The sequence below is a fragment of the Neoaquamicrobium microcysteis genome (assembly GCF_008180155.1).
GTDB lineage: Bacteria > Pseudomonadota > Alphaproteobacteria > Rhizobiales > Rhizobiaceae > Aerobium > Aerobium microcysteis.
This window is the reverse complement of record NZ_VSZS01000068.1, coordinates 158,202-182,574: the sequence shown is the minus strand read 5'-3', so window position 1 is coordinate 182,574 and position 24,373 is coordinate 158,202. Positions and strand designations below refer to the sequence as shown.

Here is a 24,373-nt window from a genome sequence, read left to right as displayed (position 1 = left end):
GAAGCCGGTCGTAGAAGGTGCGGAAAATACTTGCGGGTTGCGGCTGACAAACGCGGCCGTTGCTCATAGCCCGAGCCCGCGCTTGCGTCCGAACGACCAATCCACGCCGCCATTGGAGCGGGCAACGCCGGAGATGTGCTGGCCGATGTGCTTCTCGACCGATGGGGTCCAGGGCACCAGCTTGAAGCCGAGTCCGTCGTCAATCATGGCGAAGCGGCCGGAGGCGAGCGCGAAACGCTGCCGGTAGGTGCCGGCGACGTATTCGCCTGCGGCCGCCTTCTGGAAGGACGTGCCTGTCTCGGCCGCGAGCTTCTGGCCGAGCGCGTCCAACTCGCGCTCGCGCAGCGTGGCGAGCAGGTTGCGGGCGAAGACGATACGCTGGCCCTCGCGCCGTGCGAGGCCCTCGGCTACGAGATGATCGGCGCGGGCCTCCATCGCCTGCTTCACCTCCAGGCCGAAGCCGCCGCCGGTGTCGAGGGGATCGCGGGCGATAAGCTGGCGGTCGATCCAGGTGGAGCCGGTCGCCGTGGTCTGGGCCTCGATCGAGAGGTCGGCGCGGACGGCGAGTGCGGTACGGGTCCAGCCACCGCTATCCTCATAGCGGCGCAGCTCGACGACGGAGCCCGGTGCGGAATCGCCGGCCGCGTCGAGATCGTCGAAGCGGATGTGATGGGTGTGGCCGTCGATACCGTCGATCACGGCATAGGCGGTGCCGCGCAGCTCGTCGTCCAGACCGCGCTCGACCAGCCGGCCGAGGACCGGCTCCGGACCGGCTTCGCCGGCTAATACGTAGCCAGTCAGGCCGCGATCTATGCCGCTTTCGGTGAGCGCACGGTGCATGCGCTTGATGATGTCGCCGCGCTCGCCCAGCTCGCGCAAGGTGGCTTCGGCGTCGTCGGCCATGATCCATTGGCCGGGACCGATGGTCTCGGCGAGGCCGAGACGTTCGAGGTGCCGAAGCCGGCCCACCTTCAGCGTCACATACTCGTCGGGCTGCCTGTCCGGCGACGGGGCAACGTCGATGATCCCATGCTTGTTGGTGTCGCGGGCAAGCTGGCTGTCGAGCTGGGTCCAGCGCTCGGCCTCGACCTGCCGCTCCAGCGCGCGGCGGATGTCGAGATCGGTGCGCGGGCCGAGCTCCTGGGTGATGAGATCCTGCGCGCGGTTGCGCATGCCCTCCTTTATATAATCGCGAGCGATCACGAGGTCATAGCCGTCATCGGCGCGGCCGCGCAGGATGACGTGGACATGGGGATGCCCGGTGTTCCAGTGATCGACGGCCACCCAGTCGAGCTTCGTGCCGAGGTCCTTTTCCATCTTCGCCATCAGATCGCGGGTGAAGGTTTTCAGGTCGGACATTTCCGTCGCGTCGTCCGGGGAGACGATGAAGCGGAAATGATGCCGGTCGTCCTCGCAGCGTTCGGCGAAGCCCTTCACGTCGGCGTCGTCGGTCTCCGGGCTGAACATGCGCGCCTTCTCGCCGTCGCGGGTCACGCCGTCGCGGCGCAGATAGTTGAGGTGGGCGGTGAGCGGCGCGGAGCGCGCGCTATGCCGGACCACGCGTGTCTTGATGATGGCGCCGCGCGAGCGGCTGGATATGAGGCGGTTGGCGCGCACGCTCGCAACACGGCCGCGGCCAAAGCGCGAGCCGTTGCCGGAGGTGATCCTGCCGGAGCGGGAGATACGGCCGCCTGCCTTCTGCGCGGCGGCGAGCGCCTGGGCGACGAAGGGCTTCGCTCGCTGCGCCCGGCTCGAACGGATGCGGCCCGGCCGGACGCGGAAGTCGTCGTCCCGGCTCATGGCCGCTTCCTGTGCGATGTGCGGTTTCCGCGGAAATCGCAGGAGAATATCTTGGCGCGCACCTCGCGCGCCTGATCCGCGATGTGCGCGGAAACCCGAAAAGCGCAAGCGAAACAACACCCCAACCGAGCGGCGATGTGCCGCTTTTTATCCCGCCCTCCTTCGGCCTGATGTGCCGCTGTCCCGCAGCGCACCGCAATCCCTGCGATTGCGCACCACGCGAAGCGAGGAAATGCGATCTTCAACGCCGATCTCCTTCCCTTGCCGGCCGTTCCACGAACAGACCGTCGGATGGTGGCACGAGCGCCGACAGATCGACGATCGGCGGGTCGTCGGAAGGTCGGCCGGAAAGAGGGAGGGAGTCGTCCGCATCGTCGTGATCGCGGTCAGTGGAGCGCGTGAAGAAGAGCGGAGCGCGACGCCATGACGGCGATGACGATGAACCAGCCGTGCGTGTGATCGGTGCGGTGCCGTCGATCATCGGCGCGATTTTCGCGACGTAATCGACAGTCTCGGCCGGCAGCGCGCGGCCGCTCGCGAGATGCTCGTCATAGCGGCCGGGGCCGGCATTGTAGGCGGCCAGCATGGCGTCGACCGAGCCATAGCGGTCGTGCATCGCGCGCAGATATGCGGTGCCGGCGAGGATGTTGTCGCGCGGCTGCCAGGGGTCCGCGCCGAGGCCATGCTTCGCGCGCAGCTCCTCCCATGTCGCAGGCATGACCTGCATGAGGCCGATGGCGCCCTTTGGCGAGAGCGCGGCGGGATCGCCAACGCTCTCGACGGCCAAGACCGCGCGTATCCATCGCTCGGGAATGGCGAAGCGGCGGGCGGCCGCGGCGACATGGGGCGCCCACGGATCGGATCGCGGAGCGGCCGAGACGGTGGCCGGGAGCGGTTCGCCGGGCGGCGGCTCGGCCGACGCAGGAGCCACCATGACGACGATCATGGCGCATGCGAACAGCATCGTCATGAGGGTCGGGACGGCAGCGCAGGCACCGCCGTCCCGATGCGCGACAAGCCTGCCATCGTGCTCGCTGCGGCCAAGGGCGAGGCTTCGCCGGCGGCCGACATTTTCCGGACGGGCATCGTCGGGCGATATGACCGAAACCCGGAAAACAGGCCGCCGCCCTTGACCTCCGCTGCGCGCGACGGCCGCCCGATGGACGATCGGGTCGAGGGGAGTGACCGGCATTCGACCGATCAAGGAGAGTGAGCTTGAAGGATGACGAGAACGATGGCAGCGCATGATCGGTCATGCCTCGCCGTCGTTCTTCTTCCGGCGCGTCCAGAGCAGGTTCCACGCGCCCTTCTTTGTGTCGGACTCGAACAGGCGCGCGCGGATCGGCTCGAAGAAGGACGGATCGTCTATAGTCAGGGACAGATAGCTTCCGGCCTTGTCGCCGGTGCGGTCCCAGGCCGCGCCGACTTCCTGCCCGTCGAGGAAGACGCGATGCTCGGGCGCGTTCTCGGCATCCGATTCCTCGGCCGGCAGGATGGCGACTTCTACATCGAGCTTGAGCGTGCGGACGCGGCCAAAGAAGCCATCATCGTTGCGGGTGAAGGTGCCGATCTGGGCCATGCGATGTTCCTTTCGCGAGGTTGGAGAACGAGCCGTCATGGCTCGTCGGGGACCGGCTCACGGAAGGATTCCGCGTCCGGATCGGGGTCGTCGGTTGTCCAGACGGGGACCGCCCGGCCGACTATGGTTGCGACGGGGAGCGGCCCGAAATAGCGGCTGTCGAAGCTGTCCGGGCTGTCCCAGTTCATGAAGAAGGCTTGGCCTTCGCCGAGCGTGCGGCAGCCCTGCCAGACAGGTAGCGGGCGGCCGTGCGTGTCGAGCGCGCGAGCGTCACCATAGGTCGCGCCGTAGGCGGTGATGGTGCTGTCGTGCCGGCAGACCTCGGTTCCGGCGAGTGCCAGCACGCGCTTGATGAGCGGCAGGCCGCGCGGCAGGTAGCCGCGTTCGGCGAGGAAGTCCGCCAGCTCGTCGGGCGGCATGACGACGGCGAGGTCCGTGACCTCGATGCGGTCGGCCGGGACGATGCGGTAGAGGCCGACCGGCACGCTGGCCGATGCGTTCCAGATGAAGCGCAGATCGGGCCGATGCCATGCCGGAGCCGCGACCAGCACCGCGCCTGCGATCATGGTGATGAGCGTCACGCGGCGCGCGATCATCGCGTCACCTCGCGGCGCCGGAGCCAGGCACGGTGCTGCTCGGCGGAATAGACGCGGAACGGCTCGTTGACGCTGATGCGGTTGTAGATGTGACGCCAGTGATCCGGCGCCACATCGGCGGGGTCGATGCCAAGCGCCTCGATCGCATCGACCACCTTCAGCACCGCCTCGACCTTCGGCCAGCCGGTGATGCGCAAGAGAATGTCGCCGCCCGGTCGCACGAACGGGAGCGTCTGGAAAGGCTCGCCACTTGCTACGGCGCGCACGATGTCGATGCGCGAGATGATCGTGCCATGCTCGTTGCCGGCCCAGCGGACGAAGGCGAAGATGCTGCCCGGCGCGAAGACAACGACACGGCGATGGCGGTCGAGGCGCTGGTCCTCGGCGGCGCGGCCGAAGCGTATCCAGTGTTCGACGTGGTTCTCGCGCCAGGTCAGCTCGACCACCGTGCGGTCGGCCGGCAGGCCGGCGTTGCGGATGCTTGTCGTCATGTTGGTGTCCCTTCCGTGAAGGGCAGCACGGATGCGATGCGCGCTCGCGCGCGCTCGGCCATCGCCGCGTCGATCTCGCAGCCGAGATAGCGGCGGCCGGTCAGCCGGCAGGCTTCGCCCGCAGCACCGGAGCCCGCGAACCAATCGCCGACCAGGCCGCCAGGCGGGCAGCTCGTACGGATCAGGATTTCGAGGAGGAAGACGGGCTTTTCAGTGGGGTGGATGGCGCGACCATGCGCGTTGCGCAGGAAGATCACGGAGCGCATCAGGCGCGGGCCGCCGTCCTCGCTGACATAGTGGCCGGCGTCGATCCGGCCGGTATGCGGCGGTCGCTTCTTGCGCCGCACGGTGCGGGCCGTGGCGTCCGGAGTCGTCTGCACCTCGTTGTAGACGGCGCTCCACGGCACGTCGGCACGGCGGAACTGGACGGCCAGCTCGTGGACCCTGCGAAAGCGATCCGCGTGGAAGGAAGAGCCGTTCTGCTTCTCCCAGACGATCTCTTGCGCATAGGTCAGGCCGGCATCCGAGAACGCTCCTCCGGTGGTCATGAACGAACGCAGCGAGCCGAACACCCAGAGCGAGCCGGACGGCTTCAGGGAGGCGCGGGCGAGCGGCAACCAGCCGTCGACCTGCCGGTCCCAGGCGAGCGACGTGTCGCCATAGGGCGGATCGGCGAGGATCAGATCGAACGGGCCGTGCGCCGGCATCAGGTCGCGGCAATCGCCGGTCAGGATCGTCATGGCGCGATCCTCCGCATGCCGATCAGGCTGCGGCGCCGTTGTCCCCGATTCCGTGAAATGGGAGGGCGCGTTAGCAAGAATCCGAAGGATTCTTTAGTTAGGGAAGTTAGAGGGGCCGGATTCCGCCTGTCGAATCCGACGCTTGCCGGCGGTTGGCGTTCCCGATGGTACGGGATTCGCGTTCCCGAAAAGACGGGAATCAGCGTTCCCGATAGTACGGTTCCGTCCACAGGCTTTCCACGGCTGCGGTGGAGCGATGTCCCGGCTCCGATCATGACGTCGCTCCCGCACGCTTGCGGCGGCGCGGCATGGGCTGCTCGTCGATGGGCTGGAAGGTCAGACGCTGGCGACCATCGGGATCGTCCACCAGCGCCAGGCGGTAGCCGGGAAGCGGCTGGCGCTGGACGATGGCGCGCAGCTCAAAGCGGAAGCGCCGGAGCGGCGACAGGCTGCCGGACTTCAGATGAAGATGCGGAACGTCGAAGCTCCAGCCACCGCTCTGCCGGCCGCCATGCTTGCGCACGAGCCGGTAGAGCCAGCGTTCGAGGCCGCCGGTCAGCCCGAAATAGTCGCGGTCTATGGTCAGCACGAGCGCGTCGTCGAGGACGCCGGCATAGAACCAATCCGGCAGGATCAGCTCGATGCCGAGCGATCGCCCCTGCGCGTCGAGCCGCTCCTTCCACTCGGCGATCCACGAGAAGCGATGCCGGCGACGCTCGGAGGGCTGGCGGATCGAGGTGAGGATGGTGGTCGATTGCAGCCTGTCCAGCGCCGCCTTCAGCCTGTCGTAGTTCAAGCCGGAATCGGTGCGGCCGATGAAGGTGAGAATCTCGTAGGAGGTGGACGCCATGAAGCGCGAGGTGGAGAGGCCACGGTCGCGCGCGTCGACGATCTGGCTCGCGGCCCAGATCAGCACGTCGGCATCCCAGATGGTCGCCATGCCGTGCTCGGACGTCGCCTCGACGCGGATCGACACGTCGCCCATGCGGAAGTCGATCGGCGTGACGCGGCGCGATTTGCCGAGCGAGAAGAACGGCCAGGACATCAGGTCTTGTGCGTCGCGCGCGGCGATCTCGCCGGAGCGTGCCCTGAAGAGTTCGAGCTGCTGGCCCTGATATGTGCGGCGCGCGGTCATGCGGTGGTCAGCGGGTCGCGTCGGCCGCGCCCGTGTCGCGCGGCGCGGGCAGGCTCGGCGTCGCCGGCTCGGAGGTGGATTGACGTGCGCTCGCCTCGATCCAGGCTTGCAGGTCGGCGACGGCGTAGACCACGCGGCCGCCGAGCTTGTGGTAGATCGGCCCGGTGCCGTCGCAGCGATGCTTTTCCAGCGTGCGGGGCGAGAGATCGAGGAGGCGGGCCGCCTCCGGCGTCCGCACGAAGCGCGGCCAATTGCTGTCGGTGATATTGTCCATGATCGGCCTCCGTCGCGGCCGCCGTGAGAACGGCGAGTCAGATGCGACGATGGCGAAAAATCAGCGGTTGGGCGGAGTGACAAAAATCGGGGTGTCTTAGGAGAAGTGTCCCCCCTTCGAGCGCGTGGGTCTGCTGGCGAGTCAGTCTCGATCGCTTTCGCGCCGACCACGCGATGCGTGGGGCACCAGCCAGCGCAGATAGCCGCTCTCGATCTGCCGGCGCGCGGCCGCGAGGATACGTGCGAGCCGCCGCCGCTCCGGAGCGTTCTGCCAGTCGAGGGCGCGCATTGTCTCGACGGTCCGGTTGATGAGAACGGCGGCGATGACGCGGCGCGAGGCGCCGGATTCCACGCCGTCCCAGGCACGCAGCATCAGAGCGGCGCGACGAATCTGGAATGCGGATAGGCGCTGCTGGCGTGGCGAGGGACCGGCCGGCTTCCTGTCCAGCCGGCGCTTCAGGCGGCCGGCATTTCGGTGACGCCACCAGAAATGCTCGTCGAGCGGAAGGAAGATACCGGCGTTGGCCGGTTCAGCACCATGCTGGAGCCAGAGCCGGTGATCCCCGGCCTGGTCTTCAGCAACGGCGTGCAGGCCGTCGCCGGCCAGTTCGCCCAGTAGCGGCAGCGCGCGAGGATCAGGAAGCGAAGAAGCTGCAAAGCCTTCGGGGACAGCCATGACAATGAGCACGGCAGGGAAGATTCGAGGCAGCCAGACGGGTCGAGCGGTCAACGCCGATGCAGAAGGGTCCGCCGGGAAAGGCGAGCCCCCAGCGACGGGACAGGAGCGCTATCGCGTCCTTCTTGTCCGCGCCGCCGGAGGCCACCCTTGCCAGCGTCTCGGCATAGTCCTGCCGGTATTCACGGTTGCGACGAAGAAACTCGAACGACACGCCGCCCCGGTCGAGACGGCCCAGATGTTCCTCGAACTGCGGTGATCGCCAGTCGTGCAGCGGCTCCATGACGAAATCCTCCCCGCCCGGTCTTTGCCATCGGGATGATTCGAGTATTGGCGGGGTCGACCTCGCGTGAAGATGGAAAATCGGAATGGAAATCTCGACCGTGGCGAGCAATCCGGGGTCGCGCTGTCGTCGGCGATGCGGTGATGCGCCGCCCATCATTGCATGCGCGGTTCCAGCAGGTGCTTGTAGCCCTTCTCGGTCATCCAGCGGGCGCGGGCGAGATGGGTGTCGTGCATCCGCTTCGCGCGTTCGGGATCGGCGTCGACGTCGAGGCCGAACACGATCTTCGCGACTTCCCGCCAGTCCTCGCCCTCGGCGGCAGCGTCGAGCAGGCGCAGATAGGTTGCGAGGTTGGCTTCGTCATAGGCATTCACCCTGTCGGTCAGCGGAGGGCTGTCCTTGAAGGGAGATTTGCTCATCGTAGTGTCCTTACTTCCTCGCGCATGTAGTTCACAAATACGTCATCGCTTTGAGGTGCAATAGAAGTTCCGCGACTGGCATCGAAGATTCTCGGAATGCTTCCATTCCGCGATTCGACAGAAAGTCGACGGGCTGCGACGCACTTGATCTCAGCGCATGTGGTCGACCATACCGAATCGGAACGATCATTCCTAGAACGATAATTCCGGTTCTGGTTCCGATGCGTCATGGACCTCAAAGAGGTCATGGCGATCAACATGCGTCGGCTGCGCCATGACAAGGATATGACGCAAGAAGAAGTGGCCGAGCGCTCCGGGCTGAGCGCTCGCTATATCGGCTCGATCGAACGCGGCAAGGTTTCGGCGAGCGTGAGCATTCTCGGAAAGGTGGCGGACGCGCTCGACGTCGACCCCTGCGAGCTGATCCGCGTGTCGAGACCCTGACGTTCGCCCTCAAGGGGCGAACGGGTCGATCTCGCGGATGATGGCTTCGTCGTCGCCGTCATATTCGGCGGCGGGCATGGCGCCGACCGTGCCGTCGCCGGCGCGAAAGATGACGATCGTGACCAGCAGGGTGGCGGCGAGGCTGAAGGCGAAGGCTTGTGCGTCTGGAAGGGACATTGCTGCGGCTCCTGATCTGGAGCGGGGGCCATCCCCGCTCGACAGGCGCCCGATGGGTTTCGGCCGCGGCCGCGATCACCGCCGGGGCGAAGCCTCCGGCGGCGGCATGCCGTGCATAGTCCGACCCCTTGGGGTTGATCGTGGAAGGCCGCGACTGGAACGAAGGTAAGCCTCAAAGAGCGGGGTGGCATTCCTCCCCACGGAGCTGCACGTCCTCGCCCGGATGCGCCGGTAGGTTCGGCCTCGCGTCAATGCCACGCTCGGGCGTGCGCGCGGGTGGCACGCCGTCGATGCCTGCCCGCCACCTGGCAGAGGATCGGCGGCGGATATGCTCGGCCCAGACAGGGCGAGACGTCGAGTGAGCGTTGCGGGAAGGCTCGAAGCCGGGTCGCGAAGTTTCTGGCCGCGAACATGAAGAAGGCCCGGCGGCTTTCGCCGCCGGGCTCTCGACACCTCCTTTCAGAACGGGATCTCGTCGTCGGGATCGTTGGCGCCGCGGCTGTCGTCCTCCCGCTTCGGCCAGCTCAGGAAGTCCACCGTCTCGGCGATGATCTCCGTGCTGTAGCGCTCGACGCCTTCCCGGTCGGTCCACTTCGTGTAGTGGATGCGGCCCCGGACCAGCACCTTCATGCCCTTCTGGCAATGCTGCTCGACCGTCTTGCCGAGGCCGTTGAAGCAGGTGATGCGGTGCCATTCGGTCTCCTGGACCCGGTAGCCGTCCTTGTCCCGCAGAACCTTGCCTTCCGCGTAGCGGGGGCGCGAGGTGGCTAGGGTGAAGTGGACGATGCGGGTGTTGTTGATGGTGGTGCGGCCCTCGGGGTCCTGACCGATGTTGCCGGCAAGAATGACGATGTTCTGCATGGTAGTTCTCCGTTGCTTCAATCGGAGGGACCGTCCCTCCGACGAGACCCGGCCACGGTCGCCGGGAGCCGACAGCAACCCTTAAGGCCCGGAGTGGGGCGGGCAGGCGCTTCGCGCCAACACGGTCCGGAGCCGCGGGGGTTGAGGGCGGAAACCGCTCGGCCGTAGGGGATCAGTCAGTCGGAGGGCATGTCCTTCCGCGAACGCATCACGGAGAAACCGCAGAACCTTCCTCCTTGCCGGCCCGGCCATCGGTCGTGGCCTCTTACCCGCGCCATCTCGGGAAACAGCGCGATCGCCGCGCCTGTCTCAAGCGCATGCCGATCTCGGATTGCTGATGAGGAACAGCGCCGGCACCGGCGTCCGGGCGAATGGCGCCGTTACCATCTCCGGGGCAACGGTGACGGCTCGTGCGCGCCTGAAGGGATGAAGCATGGCTCCGGCTCGCCGCGCTGCCACGCCACGGTGGGCCGACCGGGAAGGCGTCGAGAGCACCAAAGACGCGATCACGCTGATTGGGACGTCCCGCGCCGGCTAGATGCGGAGACGGCGATGCGAAGACGGAGCGGATACCGGCGGCCAGCCCGTCATGGGCGAGGTTCGGAGAGCTGGTGGAGATGCCGTCGAGGCCCTTTGTCATGGGAGCGGCCACTTGCATCGCCGATTGGCCATTTTTGATTTCATCGGAAAGTGCGATGATGGCGTGGCTGGAGGGAACGACCTTGGGTAAGGAAACAGAGGAGGCACCTGAAGCGATACGGCTGGCTGTCGCCGACCTTTGGCGTGCGGCATGCCGAACGGAGGAAGAAGCTTATAGCTCGGCAGCATTTCGGTTGCTTGAGAGCAATTGCGCTTTGATCTATCCCGACATGAGCGGTTCTCGGCTCTCGAAACGTCCTTCCGGTGATTCATCGCGAAAGGAACTGCGGACGGCACTCGAAAACTTCTTCCGCTGGAATGAGGCACCTTGGCATTCAGGCAGCCTGCAAACTGCCGATGACACAGCACGGAAGCTGCATCGCGCTTTCTTGGTCGAGGAAGTGACGCGATTCCATTACGCGCCCCTCGATCGCCTCGATCTGGACGATTCAAGTCAGCGGCCGCACCAAAGCGTCGAGAATGTGCGTTTCGGGACGAACGAGATCGCCCTTCTCAGACGCGGGGAACTCGGTCGGCGCGTGCGGCATGATGCGCTAAAACGCTTCGGCCGTTGGCAGCAATTTCCCGTCGAAAGATTGGATGGGTTCTATTGGCTTGTCACGAGCGAGTCCGAGCCGGCTGGTGCGCTATGGGAACGCACTTGGCTTGGCGTGCTTCACAAGCGATGGGATGAGATCGGCAAGGTTCCAGTGTTCGAGCCGACGTTTCCGTCGCCTGTGGAGGACGCGCTATTTGTGCTGCTTTTGTGTCTTAGCAAGGAGTCGATTGACGGCTCGTGGGAACCGTTTGACGTTCCCTGGGTCTATTCGTTCTCCGACGATCCGTTCGCTGACGCGCCGCGCGCGCCCGACGCGGCGGCTATGACCTGGACCCTCATCGGTCATCCGGACGAGGAGATCGAAGTTCCCGATCGGTCGGAGTCTTTCGAGCTTGGCCGACAACAACTCGACACACTCGAACAGCGATGGCGGTTGCTTCAAAAGGTGCTTGCAAAGCGAGGCACAGAGAGAGCGATCTTACATCCGCTGACTAAGCACTTCTTCGTCAAAGCTCTCTCGGAAGAAGGGATCGACGAGATCGTTGTGAACATAAGCTGTATCGAGGCGACCTTGATGCTCAGGGAACATCGCGGCCGCGAGAAGATGAAGCGCAGATACAGACGTCTCGTTGATGACGACAACGAAGCGGACTGGCTGGAGCGCGGTTACACGTTGAGAGACGAGTATCTGCACAGTCTCGGCCATCCGAATGGGACGATCTCGTGGGATGACCTCGGGCACATTCGGCTAAGCGTTGCCAAGGCGGTGGAGCGGTATCTTGATCTGATTGACGAGAAGGCTGAGTTGAATCGGGAAGAACTGCTCCGTTCTTTGGAAACGTGAGTGTCGGGCTCGCGTGACCCATCGGCGTCGACCATGTGAACCATTTCCCGGCAGCGATCTGATCAAGTCCGCCCGGAGGGGCGATAGAAGGCTTCAGCGCGGCGTGAAGGCGGCGGCGTGGGCGCTGATGTTCAACAGCGCGGCGATGCCGACGAACAGGCCGCCGGTGCCGCATAGAAGATTTAGCGCAACCGTCGACTCGATGACGTTCTGCGCGACGCCATGCACCACCGCATAGCCTGCCAGGGCGGCGGGCGCGGCGAATAGCACGAGGACGGGAAGACGCAGGAGGGGTGCCCGCACGAAGGCGAGGACGGCGGCGGCGACCAGAACGGAAAGGCCGGCAGCGCCGAGCGCGGCGACGATGGACATGGCAATCCCCGCATCGACCGCATGGACGTAGCGGAACGCGGCAAGCCCGACCATGAACGGGAGGGCGTAGACCGCGAAGTGCCATGCGATCATGGTGAGCGCGATCGACAGCGAGACGGCAAGCAGGATGAGGGTCATGGAAGCCTCCGGATGATCGGTCCAAGGATCACGACAGGCTGTCCGACGATACGCTCCGCCTGCGACTTTGCTTCTATGCCGGTGCTGCGAGGATGCACGGATTTGACTCCTTTTGCTGGCGATCGTCAAGCGGCGGCGCCTAAGCGCCACCCCGATCGCGGAAATCGTAGACGTTGATGCCGAGCTTCCTCGCCTTGTCGGCAAGGTTGCCCTGGATGCCGCCGCCGGGAAAGACGATGACGCCGATCGGAAGCGTTTCGAGCACGGTGTCGTTGCGCTTGAAGGGCGCCTGCTTCGCCGGATACTTGGCGAAGTCGGGCGGGAACGGAACGGTCGGCACCTTGCGGTTCGCCGCCCACTTGTCGGCGATCAGGTCGGTGCCGGTCCTGGCGCCGCCATGCAGGAGGACCATCTGCGGATACTTGGCGTGAACCTTGTCGAGCACGCCCCAGATGAGAGCGTGGTCGTTGAAGGTGTTGGCGCCGGAGACCGCGATCCTCGGGCCTGCCGGGATCAGCACCTCGGCGTCCGCCCTGCGGCGGGCGGAGATGAAGTCGCGGCTGTCGACCAGCGCCGAGGTCAGGTTGCGGTGGTTGACCATCGAGCCGGAACGCGGCCGCCAGCTTGAGCCGGTGTGGCGCTCGTAGTGTTCGGCGGCCTGGTCGCGCATCAGCTCGAAGGCGTCGCGCCGCTCGATCATGGTCTGGCCCTCGGCCGTAAGGCGCTCCAGCTCGACCGCCTTGATCTCGGTGCCGTCCTGTTCCCGCTGGAGGCGGCGCTGGGACTGCTCGTTGTCGTCCAGCGTGCGCTCGATCCGCTGGACGGCGCGGTGGAAGAGATTGACGGTCGACCAGAGCAGGTCGTCGAGATCGGGTTCGAGGCGGGTGTCGCCAAGCGTGGCGATGAGGGCGTCGAAGATGTCTGCGATGGCTCCGGCCACCGTGCTGCCCTCGGGCAGCGGCCTCGGACCGGGCTCGTCCTCGAAGGGGCGCCAGCCATAGAGCTGGAGTTCGGTGAGCAGGCGGTCGGTTGGGGATGAGGCGTGCTGCGGCTCGAAGCCGTCTTCGTGTTCGCTTCCCATCTGCGTGGTCTCCTTCGTCGGTCCGACCGCGACCCTCGCGGCCTTCATGGCGTCGGAAGCCCACGGGCGGCCCGGACTGGCAGCCCTCGCTCGCGAGGGCCTTGATGGCTAAGCCCGGCAATCTTGTTTCGCGATGCAAAGGCGGGGCTCGCCCCGCCGGCGGACGATAGCCGGAGCGCCGCCATTGCTTGTCCGGGCCGTTTGTGGGCTCGATCGCCCTCTGGGAAGGCCGGGTGGCGGTCTCTGCCGACGATCGCGGGAGCCGCGCGGAAGCGAACCGGGGACGGCGGCCGCGCCGCCTGCTCCATCCCCGATCCCGACTATGCCGCCAGGGCCATGAAGCGGCTGGCGTCCTCATGGACGAGCTGAGGCCGCATCTGCGCCCGAAGGGCCTCCGGGCCGTGGAGCCGCAGATCCTCGTTGAAGTCCTCGAGCCGTGGCGACAGCACGATCGCCTCGATCCCGGCGCTCGCCGCCCGCTCGACCAGACGGTCCCGCGCACCGTCGCCGGCCGGATCGCGGTCGCGCAGGATGTAGAGCCTGCGCAGCGTCGCCGGGAACAGGATCGCGGCGAGATGGGCGGCCGAGGTCGCCGCCAGCATCGGCATCATGGGCAGGACCATGCGGGGCGACAGCACCGTCTCGATGCCTTCGCCGGCCGCCAGCACATCGTCCGACGCGCCGAAGCGGATGCCGTGGCCGAGCAGGTCGCCCATCGCCCGCCTCGGCGTGTCGACGGCAGCCTTCCCCGATCCGTCCGGCGCGAGCCAGGTGCGATGCGCCCCGGTAAGCCGGCCGTCAAGGTCGGTGACGGCGGCGATCAACGCCGGCAAGGTCTTTCTCGGGCTGTGCTCGTCAGGCCGGTAATAGCAGCGCGGATGGAACCGTAGGCTGGAGATGCCGGAGAGGTCCGTGATGCCGCGCCGGCGCAAATAGGTTTGCGCGAGCGTGCCGCGGATCGGCTTCGATATGCCGAACAGGCGCCGTGCCGCTTCGGGCGAGCCGGATGCGCGCCGGCTCGCCTTCCCGGCCGCCGTTCCGGTGTCCGGTTCGGGATGAGGCAGGCTGAGGAAGCGTCGCGCCTCGTCGGCTATGTCCTTGAAGTCGACGAGGCCGAGGCTTTCGCGGACAATATCGAGCATGTCGCCATGCTCGCCGGTGGCGGCATCGGTCCAGTGGCCGGGCGGTCCCTTGGCCGAGCTGCGCAGCCGGACGAAGGTGGAGCGGCCGGGCAGGTTCCGGGCGTCCCCGACCAGCCAGTAATTGCCCTGGCGTCGTCCGTTGGACAGATAGTGGCGGCAAGCCGCCTCGGCATGGAGGCCGAGACGGCGGGCAAGCTCGGAAGCGTCGAGACGGGGCATTATGCGGCCTCCCGTTCGCTGAAGCGCTCGACCGACCATCGGTCGAGCAGCCTCGCCAGCACCGCGACCCCGCTCGCGTCGGTGGGAACGAACATGCGTAGTTTCCACGAGATGATCTCGTGGAACAAGCCGTAGGCCGAGAGACGCTCGCGCATCGTGTCGGTGAAGCCCGACAGCTCGATGCGGTGGGCGCCCATGACGCGGACGCGGCGAAGCTGGAGCCCATCGTCGAGGTCGATGATGGTCCTCCCCTCCATCAGCGCCGCGAACGCCTCGTCGGCAGAGAGCGAGACCGATCCGGTCGTCACCGCGTTCGCCGCCCATGCCGGCGAGACCCTGCGGCCGATGATGCGCTCGCCGTCATCGGTCTGAAGCCGGTAGACGCGCGAGGACTCGTTGGGCAGGCGTCGCCAGATCGGCAGCAGCAGGCCGGTGACGATGTGGATGGTGGAATCCGAGAACTCCGGCACCTCCGCCACCTCTGCCTGCCAGACCGATGCGAAGGCGTCTCGGTCCGCCTCGACCCAATGGCTTCCGACCATCGCACCGAACGGGATGGTGTGAGCCTCCATCGGCCGGATCAGCCGGACGCGATACTGGACATCGCCATCGTCGGTCATCACGGACGGCGCATGGACCCGCACCGCGGCGCGGCCGGAGCGTTCGTTGACCAGCAGCTTCGCGCGCGGGTCAAGGAGATGGTCGAGCGCGGCATCGAGCGTGACCGGCCGGTTGCGCTTGCGCTCGGAGATGGTGAGAAGCCGGGTCTCGGCGCCGGTGCCGGGATGCGTGTAGATCGTCTCCCTTCCGGTGACGACGAAGCTCTCGGCGCTCAGCGTCTCCAGGCCGGCATCGTAGCTGCCCGACGCGATGGCGCCTTCGATCCGCGCGTTCAGCAACCCCTCGAAGGCGGTGAAGATGATGCCTTGCATCTCGATGGTGAGCGCGAGCAGCCGGTTGAGGAAGGTGGTGATCGGCGGCAACTCGTCCTTGATGCCGGTCGAATCCATCAGCTTTAGGCCGGTCGACGCCTCGAACTTCCCCAGCGAGCAGCCCTCGACCTTGCCGCGCACGATCAGCATGTAGAGCTGGCGCAGCGCGTCGCGGGCATAATGCGATTCCAGATTGTCCTCCGGGCGGAACAGGCCCTGACCGCCGGTCTGCCGCTGGCCGCGCGTGATCGCGCCCAGCGTGTCGAGCCGGCGCGCGATCGTGCTGAGAAACCGCTTCTCGGCCTTGACGTTGGTGGCGATCGGCCGGAACAGGGGCGGCTGCGCCTGATTGGTCCGGTGCGTGCGGCCGAGCCCCTGGATGGCGGCGTCGGCCTTCCAGCCGGGTTCGAGGAGATAGTGGACGCGCAGCCGTGTGTTCCGCGCCGACAGTTCGGCGTGGTAGCTGCGGCCCGTTCCGCCCGCGTCCGAGAAGACCAGAACCCGCCTCTGGTCGTCCATGAAGGCGGCGGTCTCCGCGAGATTGGCCGAGCCGGCGCGGGTCTCGACGACGAGCCGATCGTGGCCGCCATTGCTCGTCCTGCGGACGATGCGGCGCGACCGGCCGGTGACTTCGGCCACGATGTCGGTGCCGAAGCGCTGGACGATCTGGTCGAGCGCGCCGGGAACGGGCGGCAGGCTCGCCAGCTTCGCGATCAGCGTATCCCGGCGGGCGACGGCCTCGCGGCTCTCGACCGGCTGGCCGTCGCGCGTGACGGGCCGCGACGACAGCCTGCCCTCCGAGTCGGTGAAGGGCTCGTAGAGCTGCACCGGGAAAGAATGGCGAAGGTAGTCCAGGACATACTCGCGAGGCGTTATGTCAACGCGGACGTCGTTCCATTCCTCCGTGGGAAGCTCCGCCAGCCTGCGCTCCATCAGCGCCTCGCCGGTCGAGACGATCTGCACCACGGAGGCATGGCCCGCCTCCAGATCGCGCTCGATCGAGCGGATCAGGGTGGGCGTCTTCATGCTGGTGAGCAGATGGCCGAAGAAGCGCTGCTTGGCCGACTCGAATGCGGAGCGCGCGGCGGACTTTGCCTGCTTGTTCAGCGTGCCGGAGCCGCCTTCGCCTCCGCCGATGATGTTGGCGGCCTGCATGGCGGCGTCGAGGTTGTTGTGGATGATGGCGAACGCCCCGGCATAGGCGTCGTAGATGCGGGTCTGCTCGGGCGTTAGCTCGTGCTCGACCAGCTCGTATTCCACGCCGTCGAAGGAGAGCGAGCGCGCGGTGTAGAGGCCGAGCGCGCGCAGGTCGCGGGCCAGCACCTCCATCGCCGCAACACCGCCGGCCTCAATCGCCTCGACGAACTCGGCCCGCGTCGAGAACGGGAAGTCCTCGCCGCCCCACAAGCCCAACCTCTGCGCATAGGCCAAATTGTGAACCGTGGTGGCGCCGGTCGCCGAGACATAGACGACGCGGGCGTCGGGAAGCGCATGCTGGAGACGAAGCCCGGCGCGGCCCTGCTGCGACGGAGCGGCATCGCCCCGCTCGCCCTTGCCGCCGACGGCGTTCTGAAGCGCGTGGCATTCGTCGAAGATGACGACGCCATCCCAGTCGGCGCCGAGCCAGTCCACGATCTGCTGGACGCGCGACGCCTTCTCGCCGCGCTCGTCGGTCCTGAGCGTGGCGTAGGTGGTGAACAGGATGCCTTCCGGCAGCGTGATCGGCTTGCCCTGCGGGAAGCGCGACTGCGGCGTAATCAGCAGGCGCTCCATGCCGAGCGCCGACCAATCCCGTTGCGCGTCTTCGAGCAGCTTGTCCGACTTCGAGATCCACAGCGCCTTGCGGCGGCCTCTCATCCAGTTGTCGAGGATGATGCTCGCGGATTCGCGGCCCTTGCCGACGCCGGTGCCGTCACCGATCATGAAGCCGCGCCGGAAGCGGACGGAACCACTCGCGTCGTCGGCAGCGGCCGTCACGACGTCGAAGGTCTCATCGACCGTCCACGCGCCGGCGAGATAATCGGAATGGGCCTCGCCGGCATAGATCAGGGTTTCGAGCTGGGCATCCGACAGGAGGTCGCGGATGTTGGCCGGCAGGCGCGGCCGGTAGCTCGGCTTCGGCGGCGCGACGGACGCCATCGCCGCCGACTGCACCAGCTTGGTCGGATGAGGCTGCGCGCCGGGGATGCGGATCGACTGGAGCGCGTATTCCTCATAGATGGAATCGGTGATGCCGGCGCTCCCGGCATCCTGGCGGTCGATGATCTCGTAGCTGAGGTCAACGCCTTCCGGCTCGGCTAGGGGCTTCCTCGGCGCGGCCTTTGCGGAGCGGGCGAGATAGCCGCGCACGGTGCGGGGCGCGGGCGTGGCGGCGACCGGAACCGCGACGGCGGGATCGACCGGCAGGCGGGCCGGCACATGCTCGGCAACCCAGCCCATCAGCGCATCCGCGTCGGGCGCGATGCCGAGCGACGCGGGAAAGACTGTGGGATCGTCGGCCGGCTGCTTGTCGATGACGGTCAGCCGCGTCGGGAACGTCGTGCCGTGCTTGGCATAGACGGCGCCGTCGATGGCGGCCGTGAATACGACACGGCCGCGTTCCTGCAGACGGGCGTAGGCGGAAGCCCATTCGGGTGCGTCGGGTGCGAAGTTGGCGCCGGTGATGGTGACAAGGCGGCCGCCGGGAGCGAGGCGCGCCAGCGCAGAGGCGACATGGCGGAATGCCGCGTCCGCCATGCGGGTCTCGACATGCGCCATGACCGAGAATGGCGGGTTCATCAGCACCACGGTCGGCGTCACGGCCAGGTCGAGGTGGTCGTCGATCTGGGCCGCATCGAAGCGCGTGACGGACAGGGCCGGAAAGAGGGAGGAGAGGAGCGAGGCGCGGGTCTCGGCCAGCTCGTTGAGGACGAGCGTGCCCCCGGCGATCTCGGCCAGGATGGCGAGCAGGCCGGTGCCGGCCGAGGGCTCCAGCACGCGGTCGGCCGGCGTGATCGCGGCGGCGGTGGCCGCGACCAGGCCGAGCGGGATCGGGGTCGAGAACTGCTGGAAGGATTGCACCTCCTCGGAGCGGCGCGTGTGGGTCAGCATCAGCGCCGCGATGCGTTCCAGCAGCGGCAGGCTCGCAGCGGGAGAGCCGCTCTTGCGGAGCAGCGCCTTGCCGAACTTGCGCAGGAACAGCACCGTGGCCGCCTCGCAGGCTTCGTAGGCGGTCTTCCAGTTCCATGCGCCCGCCGCGTCGGAGCCGCCGAAGGCGGTTTCCATCGCGTGGCGCAGCGCCGGAGCGTCGATGCGCTGGCCGCGTTCGAGATGGGGGAGAAGGAGCTGCGCGGCCGCGAGGATGGCGGCGGCGGTGCCGGGCTCGGAGGCGAGCGGGATCGGCGCGGCAGCGTTGGCGGCCACGGTAGCGGGCATCATGTTCATATGGGAGCCTCAAGGAGAGCGGGAACGGGACGAGCCGACCGGCGCTCTCTCTCGACCGCACCGGCTCGAACCCGTCCCGGCCTTCCTCTCGCTCTCGGACCACCGGGACCGGCAAGCGCCCGCGCGATCTGCCGGAAGCGGATCAGCCGAAGCGGCGGCCAGATGAGGTGAAGGTGTATTCGTTCGCGGCAATGGCCTCGTCGACCACCTCGTCCGACAACAGAAACTCGTATTCACGCTCAAGCTGGCGGTAGAACCAGCGTGCGAGATCGCGCAGCGCCTCCGTCACGGCGTCCTCGGCGTCGGCGGTCATGTCCTGATAGATAGGACTGTCGCGTTCCACCGATATGACCATGCAGTATTCGTGGCAGTAGCGGCCGCGATGGCTGACGCCGGCATGGAGCTGGTAGAAGTTGCGGCGCTGGATCGCCTGGAGCGCGTCGGCGATCCGGTGAAGCTCGCCATCCTTGGGAGCATGGTCGCGGATTTTTCGCGGTGCGCCCCTGGCGTGGCTGTAGCTTCCCTCGAAACAAGCACCGTCGCCCTGGCTCCAGAAGCCGGAGAAGTAGATGCACGGCTTCTGACGGGTGCCGCCGCCATAGAGCGGAACGGTGCGGGTCCGGAGCCGCACGCCGAGAATCTCGCAGACACGCTCGAAATCATCGAAGATGAACTCGTGCAAGTCATGGTCGAACGCGCCTTCGCGATACCATGCACGCGCCCTGTCCTTCGCGTCCGCGGACAGCTCACCGAGGCGGTAGACGGTGGTTTCGACGATCTCAGGCATGGCGGTCGCTCCCCTTGGGATCGCGGGCGGCGGCCATCATCGCTTCGGCCTTGGCGATTGCGGACACCGCACGTTGCCGCCAGAGCGCGAGTTCAGGCGCTGCCGGATCGGCGGCGGCGAACATCTTGAGAAGGCCGAGCAGCACCTCGAAATGCCGGGCCTTCCGGCGCATGGTGTCGCCATATTGCGAGGGAACCGGAAGGCTGCGGGCCGAGTGGGGAGCGCCGGTTCCTTCCCAGATGCCGCTGACGAAGGTTTCGCCGGGGGTGTCGTGAGAAATCTTGCGGATCGACCAATCGCCGTCGTCCACCGCCAGCCGGCATGCCTTGTCGACGGTATCGGCCTCGTAGCTGCGAAGACGGTAGACCGGCACGTCATGCGCGGTCTCGATGGTGAAGGTGGGCATGGAAGCCTCCTGAAACGAAAAATGCCCGGCAAGAGGCCGGGCGAGGTTGGGAGAAAGGGAGGGAACGACGTCAGTGGCGGGTTCGCATGAAGCCACGCTGGATCTCCGCGTGGCGGCGAAGCATCGCGCAGTAGAAGATCCTGCGGAGCAGCCGCCGGCACGGATCGGCGCGGACTTCCGGCGACAGAAATCTTACCGCCGCCCGGAGCACGGCCCGGTCCGTATCGAGCGGGGTGACGCCGAGATTGGGATAGAGCGTGTGCAGCATCACCGGCCTCCGTCGTCGGGCGCCAGGAAGCCGGACGGATCGTCCGGGTCCGGCGGAAGATAGGCGTCGTAGGGATCGCCATCGGCCAGATGGCCGAACGGCGTGAAGACGTAATCGCCGCCGTCGCGGCCGACCGCGCAGATGACGTAGCGCAGGTTGCCGGTCGCGGCGTCCTGGCACTCCATCAGGGCGAGGTTGCCATCGCCAGCCGCTCTCAGCAGCGTCTTGAAGTTGGTGCGTGCATGGTCGGGAATCGCCATGTCGATCTCCTGAAACGATAACGGCCCGGCGCATGGCCGGGCCGAGAGTGAAGGGATGGAAGGGAGCGGCCGGAGCCGCTCCGCGACTATTCGGCGGCGACCAGATGCTCGGGATCGCCCTCAACGCTGCCGACCGCCTCCTCCTCATCACCGGCGAGGAAGGCGGGAAGCGCCTCGCCATCGCCCTCCGTGCCCGCCTCAAGCTCCGGCTCGGCGTCGAGCGGCCGCAGCGGCTCGGGCAGCCAGCCGGTTTCAGCGAGCAGCCGTTCGGCTTCCTCGGCCATGTCGCCCTTCTTCAGATGGGCGATCAGGTCGGCCGCGCGATCGCCGGCGCCCTCGCGGACGGCTTCGAGGATGCGGGTCTTCGGAACGCGGCCGAGATAGTTTTCGACCGTGGGCCGGAAGCCCGCCTCGATCATGTCGAGGCCGGTGGTGCGGGCGAGCCGGTCGGCCTCGGCCATGCGAAGGTCGAGACCGTGCTGCGAGATGCCGCTGGCGCTGATCGGGTTCGGCCGCTCGTAGAGCGCGTTGACGCCGTAGCTCACGCAATGGGCGAGCAGCGCCAGGCGGCTGGCCTCGTCGAGCGCGGCGAGCCAGTCCCAGAGCGCGTCGTCGTCGGACGGAAGGTCCGCCTTCCAGCCGTCGTGCCGCTCCTTGACCGACTGCGCATAGGGGCTGTCCTTGAGGTCCGGACCCTGCTCGCGGAAATAGACCTCGCGGACGGAAGCCCCGACCGCGGCGCCGGTGGTGGAGCGCCCGAACGTGTCGCGCACCAGCTTGTGCAGCAGCGCCGTGAGCGCGACCTGCGGGTTGGCGCCCACGGCGTCGCGCAGGGCGAGCGTGCGATGCGCCGTCAGCTCGGCCACCAGCCTTTCCGACAGGGGACGGATGACGTCTTCCTCGTCCTCCTCCGGCTCGGCAGGCTCGCCGCCGATGGTGATGACGGTCCGCATGACTCGCGGCTCCTCCGTGCCGTCGCCGTCGGCGCCTACGGCCTCCGGCGCTTCGCCGTCGACGGCCGCGGCCGGCTCGTCCTCGGGCCGGACATAGCCGCGTTCGACGACAAGATCGCCATCGGAATCGACCGAGATGAAGGCGCCGGCGCCGGCGATCTCGGCCGGGTCATAGATGGCCGGGCGGTTCTCGAAGGCGTCAAGCGCCGCCTCGATCTCGCTGAGCCGCTGGTGGATCTCGTCGGGCAGCTCGTCGCAGCCGTCATGCTCGGCCATCAGGGCGTCGTACTCGTCGCGCAGCGCCTCGCGCTGCTTGCGCTCCTTCCGCGTGAGTTCGGGCAAGGTGCCGGCGAGCACGCGAAGGCCCCGCTCGTGGCCGAGCGGGAGGTCGAGGCTGACGGCGATCCACTTCCAGCCCTCGGAGGCCACCTCGTCGGCGACGGTCCTGAGCTTGTCCGCAACCAGCCTGTCGAGCAGAGGCACGTCGTCGAGCCAGCCGCCATCCTCCTCGTCGAACAGGTAGCGGGGCAGCACCGGGCCGCCGGCCGCGACATAGGCGTCGAGGCCGATGAACATGGCGCGCTTGTCGGACGCGGGAACGCTGGTCTCGGTGAGCATCTGGCGGACGTGCCAGGGTTCGCGGTAGTGCGACTGCCTCACGGCATCCCAGACCTGCTCCTGACGGGCATGATCGGGATTCGCGGTGAAGGTCTCCAGCAGCGCCAGCGTCATGCCGTTCTCGGCATAGACCTCCAGCAGCTTCGGCGAGACCTTGGCGAGCGCGAGGCGCTGCGCGACATAGCGCTCGGTGGTGAAGTAGGCGGTGGCGACCTCCGCCTCGGACATGCCGCCGTCGACCATGCGCTTGAAGGCGCGGAACTGATCGAGGGGATGCAGCGCCAGCCGCAGCACGTTCTCTGCGAGCGAGTCGTCCACGGCCGAGGTCTTGGCGTCGGCCTTCTTGACGATGCAGGGAACGAGCCCGTCCTCGGGGAAACGCCCCGCCTTCACGAGCCGGGCGATCGACCTGTAGCGGCGCCCGCCCGCCGGCGTCTCGAAATCGCCGGTCTCGTTGCCGTCCGCGTCGAGGATGGCACGGACATTGAGACCCTGCACGAGGTCCTCGCGGCGGTCGATGTCGAAGGTGAGTTCGTCCAGGCCGGCCTCGACGTCGACCTCGCGGACATTGCTGTCCGACAGCCTGATCCGGTTGAACGGAATATCGCGCGCCCGCGAGAACACGATCATTGGGACGGCGGCGGACTTCTTCCTGGCAGCTCTTGCCATCGTGGTTTCTCCACGACGGGCGCGGAGAGCCTCTCTCTCCGCTTCCAACCCGTCACGGAAACCCCGGCACCTCTCTTCCTCTCGGCTGCGCCGGCACACACCGGCGCAGCCATCGGCCGGAACGGTCACAAGGCGTACTGCCGGGGCCGTTCGTCGTTGATGCGGTATTTGCAGCGCAGCGCTAAAATCGCGCCGTTCTGCCGCTCGACCTTGCGGCGAAGCCGCTCAAGCTCGGCCTGCGCGGCTTTGGACGTACGATCGAGGATGCGCCGGTATTCGGCCTCGTCGGCTCCGGTCCAGCGGCTCATCCGGCGATGATACCAGCGCGACTTCGGGCGCCGCCTGATGGTCTCGGCTTCCGCGCCGTCGCAAAGCCGGCGCTCGACAAGGGCGAGGTTGTGCCGGGTCTCAGCCAGGCTCTCCTCCATCCGAGCGAGCGCGGTGCGCAATTGCGCGTAGGTCATCATGCCGCCCTCCTGTCGATCGAGGAGGCGGCATCGACGGCGGGCTGCTCGTCGGCCGGCAGGAAGGAGAGAAGCCAGTCGGCCGCCTTGCTGGCCTGCGACGCGGCGCGGAAGATGGCGCGGTTGTCCTCGCGCATCGTGTCGATCCACGCGCCGATATAGTCGGCATGGCGCACGGTGGGCCTGATGCCCAGCGCCGCGCAACAGAAGGCGCTCGAAAGCTCGGCGACGCATTCCTCGACGAAATACTTCTTCGAGCCGAAGGAGCCGCCGAGATCGCGAGCGAGGCGCGAGTGATGGCCGCTGGCGTGCGACAGCTCGTGCAGGGCCGTGCGGTGCCAGTTGATCGGCTCGAAGAAGGCGGCCGGGGGCGGCACGACCACATAGTCGGGGGCCGGCATATAGAATGCCTTGTCGCCGCCGATGCGGAAGTCGATGCTGGTGGCCTTGATGAGCGCCTCGACGGTGGGCTCGATCTGGCCGGGCGGCGGAGGCGGTGCGGCGACGGTGACGTCTTCGGGAAGGTTCTCGCATTGCACGGTGTTGAACACGGTGAAGCGCTTCAGGAAGGGAATCGCGTGGGCTTCCTCGCCGGTTTCCTGCGCGCGCTTCTTTTCCTCGTCGGGGATGAAGCGGTCGGCGTAGACGACCGTGGTGCCGTGCTCGCCCTTGCGAACATTGCCGCCGAGCGAGAGCGCCTGGCGGAAGGTGAGCCAGCCCTGGCCGGGGAAGCCGCGCTCGACCACGGCGCCCCAGAGAAGAAGGATGTTGATGCCGGAATATTGCCGGCCGGTGACGGCGTTCTTCGGCAGGCCGAGGAGCGCGTCGGCCTCGGGGGTGCCCCAAGGCTGCACCCAGGGCACGCGGCCCGCCTCCAGTTCGGCGATGATCTTGTCGGTGATGTCGTCGTAAAGGCTCGTCCGGTCCGAGCCGGCGCGAGCGCTGCGGTCATGTCTGGCCATCGGGATTACTCCGCGACGGGCCTCGGGAGCCTCTCTCCCGATCCCAGCCCGTCACGGCAAACCCGGCCTGCCTCTCACTCTAGGGGGGCGTTGCGGGGTCTCCCCGCAGAAGGGGGTGCGCCGGCAACGAAGTGCCGGCCAGGGGGAAGGCTTTCCCCCCGAG

At 67.2% G+C, this 24,373-nt stretch carries 26 protein-coding genes; 2 read left to right on the top strand and 24 right to left on the bottom strand.

Going from position 1 to position 24,373, the window contains the following annotated elements; translation table 11 throughout:
* Nucleotides 1–63 precede the first annotated feature (63 nt).
* The 11 genes from FY036_RS21755 to FY036_RS21705 form a co-directional block, all read right to left on the bottom strand.
* Nucleotides 64–1,800: a relaxase/mobilization nuclease domain-containing protein gene (locus FY036_RS21755; RefSeq protein WP_126006746.1), complete on the bottom strand. Its 1,737-nt coding sequence runs from the start codon at nucleotides 1,798–1,800 to the stop codon at nucleotides 64–66.
* 241 nt (nucleotides 1,801–2,041) lie between these two features.
* Complete coding sequence (locus tag FY036_RS21750) at nucleotides 2,042–2,992, bottom strand: lytic transglycosylase domain-containing protein (RefSeq protein WP_235897749.1); 951 nt, start codon at nucleotides 2,990–2,992, stop codon at nucleotides 2,042–2,044.
* Between the two features lie 60 nt (nucleotides 2,993–3,052).
* Nucleotides 3,053–3,379: a DUF736 domain-containing protein gene (locus FY036_RS21745; RefSeq protein WP_126006742.1), complete on the bottom strand. Its 327-nt coding sequence runs from the start codon at nucleotides 3,377–3,379 to the stop codon at nucleotides 3,053–3,055.
* 35 nt (nucleotides 3,380–3,414) lie between these two features.
* Complete coding sequence (locus FY036_RS21740; RefSeq protein ID WP_126006740.1) at nucleotides 3,415–3,975, bottom strand: S26 family signal peptidase; 561 nt, start codon at nucleotides 3,973–3,975, stop codon at nucleotides 3,415–3,417.
* The gene (locus tag FY036_RS21735; RefSeq protein WP_126006738.1) at nucleotides 3,972–4,466 is read right to left on the bottom strand and encodes a DUF2840 domain-containing protein; all 495 of its coding nucleotides are present in this window, start codon (nucleotides 4,464–4,466) and stop codon (nucleotides 3,972–3,974) included. The genes FY036_RS21740 and FY036_RS21735 overlap by 4 nt, the downstream gene beginning before the upstream one ends.
* Entirely contained in the window at nucleotides 4,463–5,206 is a 744-nt protein-coding gene (locus tag FY036_RS21730) for a DNA-methyltransferase (protein ID WP_126006736.1), read from the bottom strand. Before FY036_RS21730 ends, FY036_RS21735 begins: the two co-directional genes overlap by 4 nt.
* Before the next feature lie 271 nt (nucleotides 5,207–5,477).
* A complete protein-coding gene (locus tag FY036_RS21725) occupies nucleotides 5,478–6,341 on the bottom strand; it encodes a replication initiator protein A (RefSeq protein ID WP_126006734.1) in 864 nt (287 codons plus the stop codon).
* A 7-nt stretch (nucleotides 6,342–6,348) separates the two neighbouring features.
* Complete coding sequence (locus FY036_RS21720; protein WP_126006732.1) at nucleotides 6,349–6,615, bottom strand: helix-turn-helix transcriptional regulator; 267 nt, start codon at nucleotides 6,613–6,615, stop codon at nucleotides 6,349–6,351.
* Nucleotides 6,616–6,756: 141 nt separating this feature from the next.
* The gene (locus FY036_RS21715) at nucleotides 6,757–7,290 is read right to left on the bottom strand and encodes a DUF2285 domain-containing protein (protein WP_126006730.1); all 534 of its coding nucleotides are present in this window, start codon (nucleotides 7,288–7,290) and stop codon (nucleotides 6,757–6,759) included.
* The gene (locus FY036_RS23975) at nucleotides 7,250–7,573 is read right to left on the bottom strand and encodes a transcriptional regulator domain-containing protein (protein WP_201744834.1); all 324 of its coding nucleotides are present in this window, start codon (nucleotides 7,571–7,573) and stop codon (nucleotides 7,250–7,252) included. Before FY036_RS23975 ends, FY036_RS21715 begins: the two co-directional genes overlap by 41 nt.
* Nucleotides 7,574–7,728: 155 nt before the next feature.
* A complete protein-coding gene (locus FY036_RS21705; RefSeq protein ID WP_126006728.1) occupies nucleotides 7,729–7,992 on the bottom strand; it encodes a DNA -binding domain-containing protein in 264 nt (87 codons plus the stop codon).
* Between the two features lie 228 nt (nucleotides 7,993–8,220).
* Between FY036_RS21705 and FY036_RS21700 the strand changes: the two genes are divergently transcribed.
* Entirely contained in the window at nucleotides 8,221–8,436 is a 216-nt protein-coding gene (locus FY036_RS21700; protein WP_126006726.1) for a helix-turn-helix domain-containing protein, read from the top strand.
* Between the two features lie 9 nt (nucleotides 8,437–8,445).
* Here FY036_RS21700 and FY036_RS23970 read toward each other — a convergent pair whose 3' ends face one another.
* Entirely contained in the window at nucleotides 8,446–8,613 is a 168-nt protein-coding gene (locus FY036_RS23970; RefSeq protein WP_201744833.1) for a hypothetical protein, read from the bottom strand.
* Nucleotides 8,614–9,072: 459 nt separating this feature from the next.
* Nucleotides 9,073–9,474 (bottom strand): single-stranded DNA-binding protein, encoded by a 402-nt coding sequence (locus FY036_RS21695; RefSeq protein WP_126006724.1) that lies wholly within the window; start codon nucleotides 9,472–9,474, stop codon nucleotides 9,073–9,075.
* A 611-nt stretch (nucleotides 9,475–10,085) separates the two neighbouring features.
* Here FY036_RS21695 and FY036_RS21690 point away from each other — a divergent pair.
* Nucleotides 10,086–11,516, top strand: coding sequence for a hypothetical protein (locus tag FY036_RS21690; protein ID WP_148916852.1), 1,431 nt, complete (start codon nucleotides 10,086–10,088; stop codon nucleotides 11,514–11,516).
* A gap of 93 nt (nucleotides 11,517–11,609) precedes the next feature.
* Here FY036_RS21690 and FY036_RS21685 read toward each other — a convergent pair whose 3' ends face one another.
* The 11 genes from FY036_RS21685 to FY036_RS21635 all read right to left on the bottom strand — a co-directional run bounded on the left by FY036_RS21685 (nucleotide 11,610) and on the right by FY036_RS21635 (nucleotide 24,210).
* The gene (locus tag FY036_RS21685) at nucleotides 11,610–12,026 is read right to left on the bottom strand and encodes a hypothetical protein (RefSeq protein ID WP_126006720.1); all 417 of its coding nucleotides are present in this window, start codon (nucleotides 12,024–12,026) and stop codon (nucleotides 11,610–11,612) included.
* 139 nt (nucleotides 12,027–12,165) lie between these two features.
* Nucleotides 12,166–13,107, bottom strand: coding sequence for a DUF2493 domain-containing protein (locus FY036_RS21680; RefSeq protein WP_201744832.1), 942 nt, complete (start codon nucleotides 13,105–13,107; stop codon nucleotides 12,166–12,168).
* A gap of 320 nt (nucleotides 13,108–13,427) precedes the next feature.
* The gene (locus FY036_RS21675) at nucleotides 13,428–14,468 is read right to left on the bottom strand and encodes a DUF7146 domain-containing protein (RefSeq protein WP_126006716.1); all 1,041 of its coding nucleotides are present in this window, start codon (nucleotides 14,466–14,468) and stop codon (nucleotides 13,428–13,430) included.
* Nucleotides 14,468–18,817: a strawberry notch-like NTP hydrolase domain-containing protein gene (locus FY036_RS21670; protein WP_425364943.1), complete on the bottom strand. Its 4,350-nt coding sequence runs from the start codon at nucleotides 18,815–18,817 to the stop codon at nucleotides 14,468–14,470. The genes FY036_RS21675 and FY036_RS21670 overlap by 1 nt, the downstream gene beginning before the upstream one ends.
* Nucleotides 18,818–18,965: 148 nt before the next feature.
* A complete protein-coding gene (locus FY036_RS21665; protein WP_126006712.1) occupies nucleotides 18,966–19,610 on the bottom strand; it encodes an antitoxin of toxin-antitoxin stability system in 645 nt (214 codons plus the stop codon).
* Nucleotides 19,603–20,016, bottom strand: coding sequence for a hypothetical protein (locus FY036_RS21660; protein ID WP_126006710.1), 414 nt, complete (start codon nucleotides 20,014–20,016; stop codon nucleotides 19,603–19,605). Before FY036_RS21660 ends, FY036_RS21665 begins: the two co-directional genes overlap by 8 nt.
* Nucleotides 20,017–20,086: 70 nt before the next feature.
* Nucleotides 20,087–20,284 carry a hypothetical protein gene (locus FY036_RS21655; RefSeq protein WP_126006708.1) on the bottom strand — a complete coding sequence of 66 codons (198 nt, stop codon included), beginning with the start codon at nucleotides 20,282–20,284 and terminating at the stop codon, nucleotides 20,087–20,089.
* Nucleotides 20,284–20,544 (bottom strand): DUF6117 family protein, encoded by a 261-nt coding sequence (locus FY036_RS21650; protein WP_126006706.1) that lies wholly within the window; start codon nucleotides 20,542–20,544, stop codon nucleotides 20,284–20,286. Before FY036_RS21650 ends, FY036_RS21655 begins: the two co-directional genes overlap by 1 nt.
* A gap of 86 nt (nucleotides 20,545–20,630) precedes the next feature.
* On the bottom strand, nucleotides 20,631–22,784 hold the full coding sequence (locus FY036_RS21645; protein ID WP_126006704.1) for a ParB/RepB/Spo0J family partition protein: 2,154 nt from the start codon (nucleotides 22,782–22,784) through the stop codon (nucleotides 20,631–20,633).
* A gap of 125 nt (nucleotides 22,785–22,909) precedes the next feature.
* On the bottom strand, nucleotides 22,910–23,251 hold the full coding sequence (locus tag FY036_RS21640; RefSeq protein WP_126006702.1) for a hypothetical protein: 342 nt from the start codon (nucleotides 23,249–23,251) through the stop codon (nucleotides 22,910–22,912).
* Complete coding sequence (locus FY036_RS21635) at nucleotides 23,248–24,210, bottom strand: ArdC family protein (protein ID WP_126006700.1); 963 nt, start codon at nucleotides 24,208–24,210, stop codon at nucleotides 23,248–23,250. Before FY036_RS21635 ends, FY036_RS21640 begins: the two co-directional genes overlap by 4 nt.
* Between the last annotated feature and the right edge of the window lie 163 nt (nucleotides 24,211–24,373).

Bases quoted from the DNA above. Each gene is read 5' to 3' on its own strand.
- FY036_RS21680 (WP_201744832.1), bottom strand. From the start codon at position 13,107: ATGGGAAGCGAACACGAAGACGGCTTCGAGCCGCAGCACGCCTCATCC.
- FY036_RS21705 (WP_126006728.1), bottom strand. From the start codon at position 7,992: ATGAGCAAATCTCCCTTCAAGGACAGCCCTCCGCTGACCGACAGGGTG.
- FY036_RS23970 (WP_201744833.1), bottom strand. From the start codon at position 8,613: ATGTCCCTTCCAGACGCACAAGCCTTCGCCTTCAGCCTCGCCGCCACC.
- FY036_RS21735 (WP_126006738.1), bottom strand. From the start codon at position 4,466: ATGACGACAAGCATCCGCAACGCCGGCCTGCCGGCCGACCGCACGGTG.
- FY036_RS21730 (WP_126006736.1), bottom strand. From the start codon at position 5,206: ATGACGATCCTGACCGGCGATTGCCGCGACCTGATGCCGGCGCACGGC.
- FY036_RS21695 (WP_126006724.1), bottom strand. From the start codon at position 9,474: ATGCAGAACATCGTCATTCTTGCCGGCAACATCGGTCAGGACCCCGAG.
- FY036_RS21750 (WP_235897749.1), bottom strand. From the start codon at position 2,992: ATGCCGGTCACTCCCCTCGACCCGATCGTCCATCGGGCGGCCGTCGCG.
- FY036_RS21640 (WP_126006702.1), bottom strand. From the start codon at position 23,251: ATGATGACCTACGCGCAATTGCGCACCGCGCTCGCTCGGATGGAGGAG.
- FY036_RS21725 (WP_126006734.1), bottom strand. From the start codon at position 6,341: ATGACCGCGCGCCGCACATATCAGGGCCAGCAGCTCGAACTCTTCAGG.
- FY036_RS21635 (WP_126006700.1), bottom strand. From the start codon at position 24,210: ATGGCCAGACATGACCGCAGCGCTCGCGCCGGCTCGGACCGGACGAGC.
- FY036_RS21670 (WP_425364943.1), bottom strand. From the start codon at position 18,817: ATGATGCCCGCTACCGTGGCCGCCAACGCTGCCGCGCCGATCCCGCTC.
- FY036_RS21660 (WP_126006710.1), bottom strand. From the start codon at position 20,016: ATGCCCACCTTCACCATCGAGACCGCGCATGACGTGCCGGTCTACCGT.
- FY036_RS21685 (WP_126006720.1), bottom strand. From the start codon at position 12,026: ATGACCCTCATCCTGCTTGCCGTCTCGCTGTCGATCGCGCTCACCATG.
- FY036_RS21650 (WP_126006706.1), bottom strand. From the start codon at position 20,544: ATGGCGATTCCCGACCATGCACGCACCAACTTCAAGACGCTGCTGAGA.
- FY036_RS21665 (WP_126006712.1), bottom strand. From the start codon at position 19,610: ATGCCTGAGATCGTCGAAACCACCGTCTACCGCCTCGGTGAGCTGTCC.
- FY036_RS21655 (WP_126006708.1), bottom strand. From the start codon at position 20,284: ATGCTGCACACGCTCTATCCCAATCTCGGCGTCACCCCGCTCGATACG.
- FY036_RS21740 (WP_126006740.1), bottom strand. From the start codon at position 3,975: ATGATCGCGCGCCGCGTGACGCTCATCACCATGATCGCAGGCGCGGTG.
- FY036_RS21700 (WP_126006726.1), top strand. From the start codon at position 8,221: ATGGACCTCAAAGAGGTCATGGCGATCAACATGCGTCGGCTGCGCCAT.
- FY036_RS21720 (WP_126006732.1), bottom strand. From the start codon at position 6,615: ATGGACAATATCACCGACAGCAATTGGCCGCGCTTCGTGCGGACGCCG.
- FY036_RS21745 (WP_126006742.1), bottom strand. From the start codon at position 3,379: ATGGCCCAGATCGGCACCTTCACCCGCAACGATGATGGCTTCTTTGGC.
- FY036_RS21675 (WP_126006716.1), bottom strand. From the start codon at position 14,468: ATGCCCCGTCTCGACGCTTCCGAGCTTGCCCGCCGTCTCGGCCTCCAT.
- FY036_RS21715 (WP_126006730.1), bottom strand. From the start codon at position 7,290: ATGGCTGTCCCCGAAGGCTTTGCAGCTTCTTCGCTTCCTGATCCTCGC.
- FY036_RS23975 (WP_201744834.1), bottom strand. From the start codon at position 7,573: ATGGAGCCGCTGCACGACTGGCGATCACCGCAGTTCGAGGAACATCTG.
- FY036_RS21645 (WP_126006704.1), bottom strand. From the start codon at position 22,784: ATGGCAAGAGCTGCCAGGAAGAAGTCCGCCGCCGTCCCAATGATCGTG.
- FY036_RS21755 (WP_126006746.1), bottom strand. From the start codon at position 1,800: ATGAGCCGGGACGACGACTTCCGCGTCCGGCCGGGCCGCATCCGTTCG.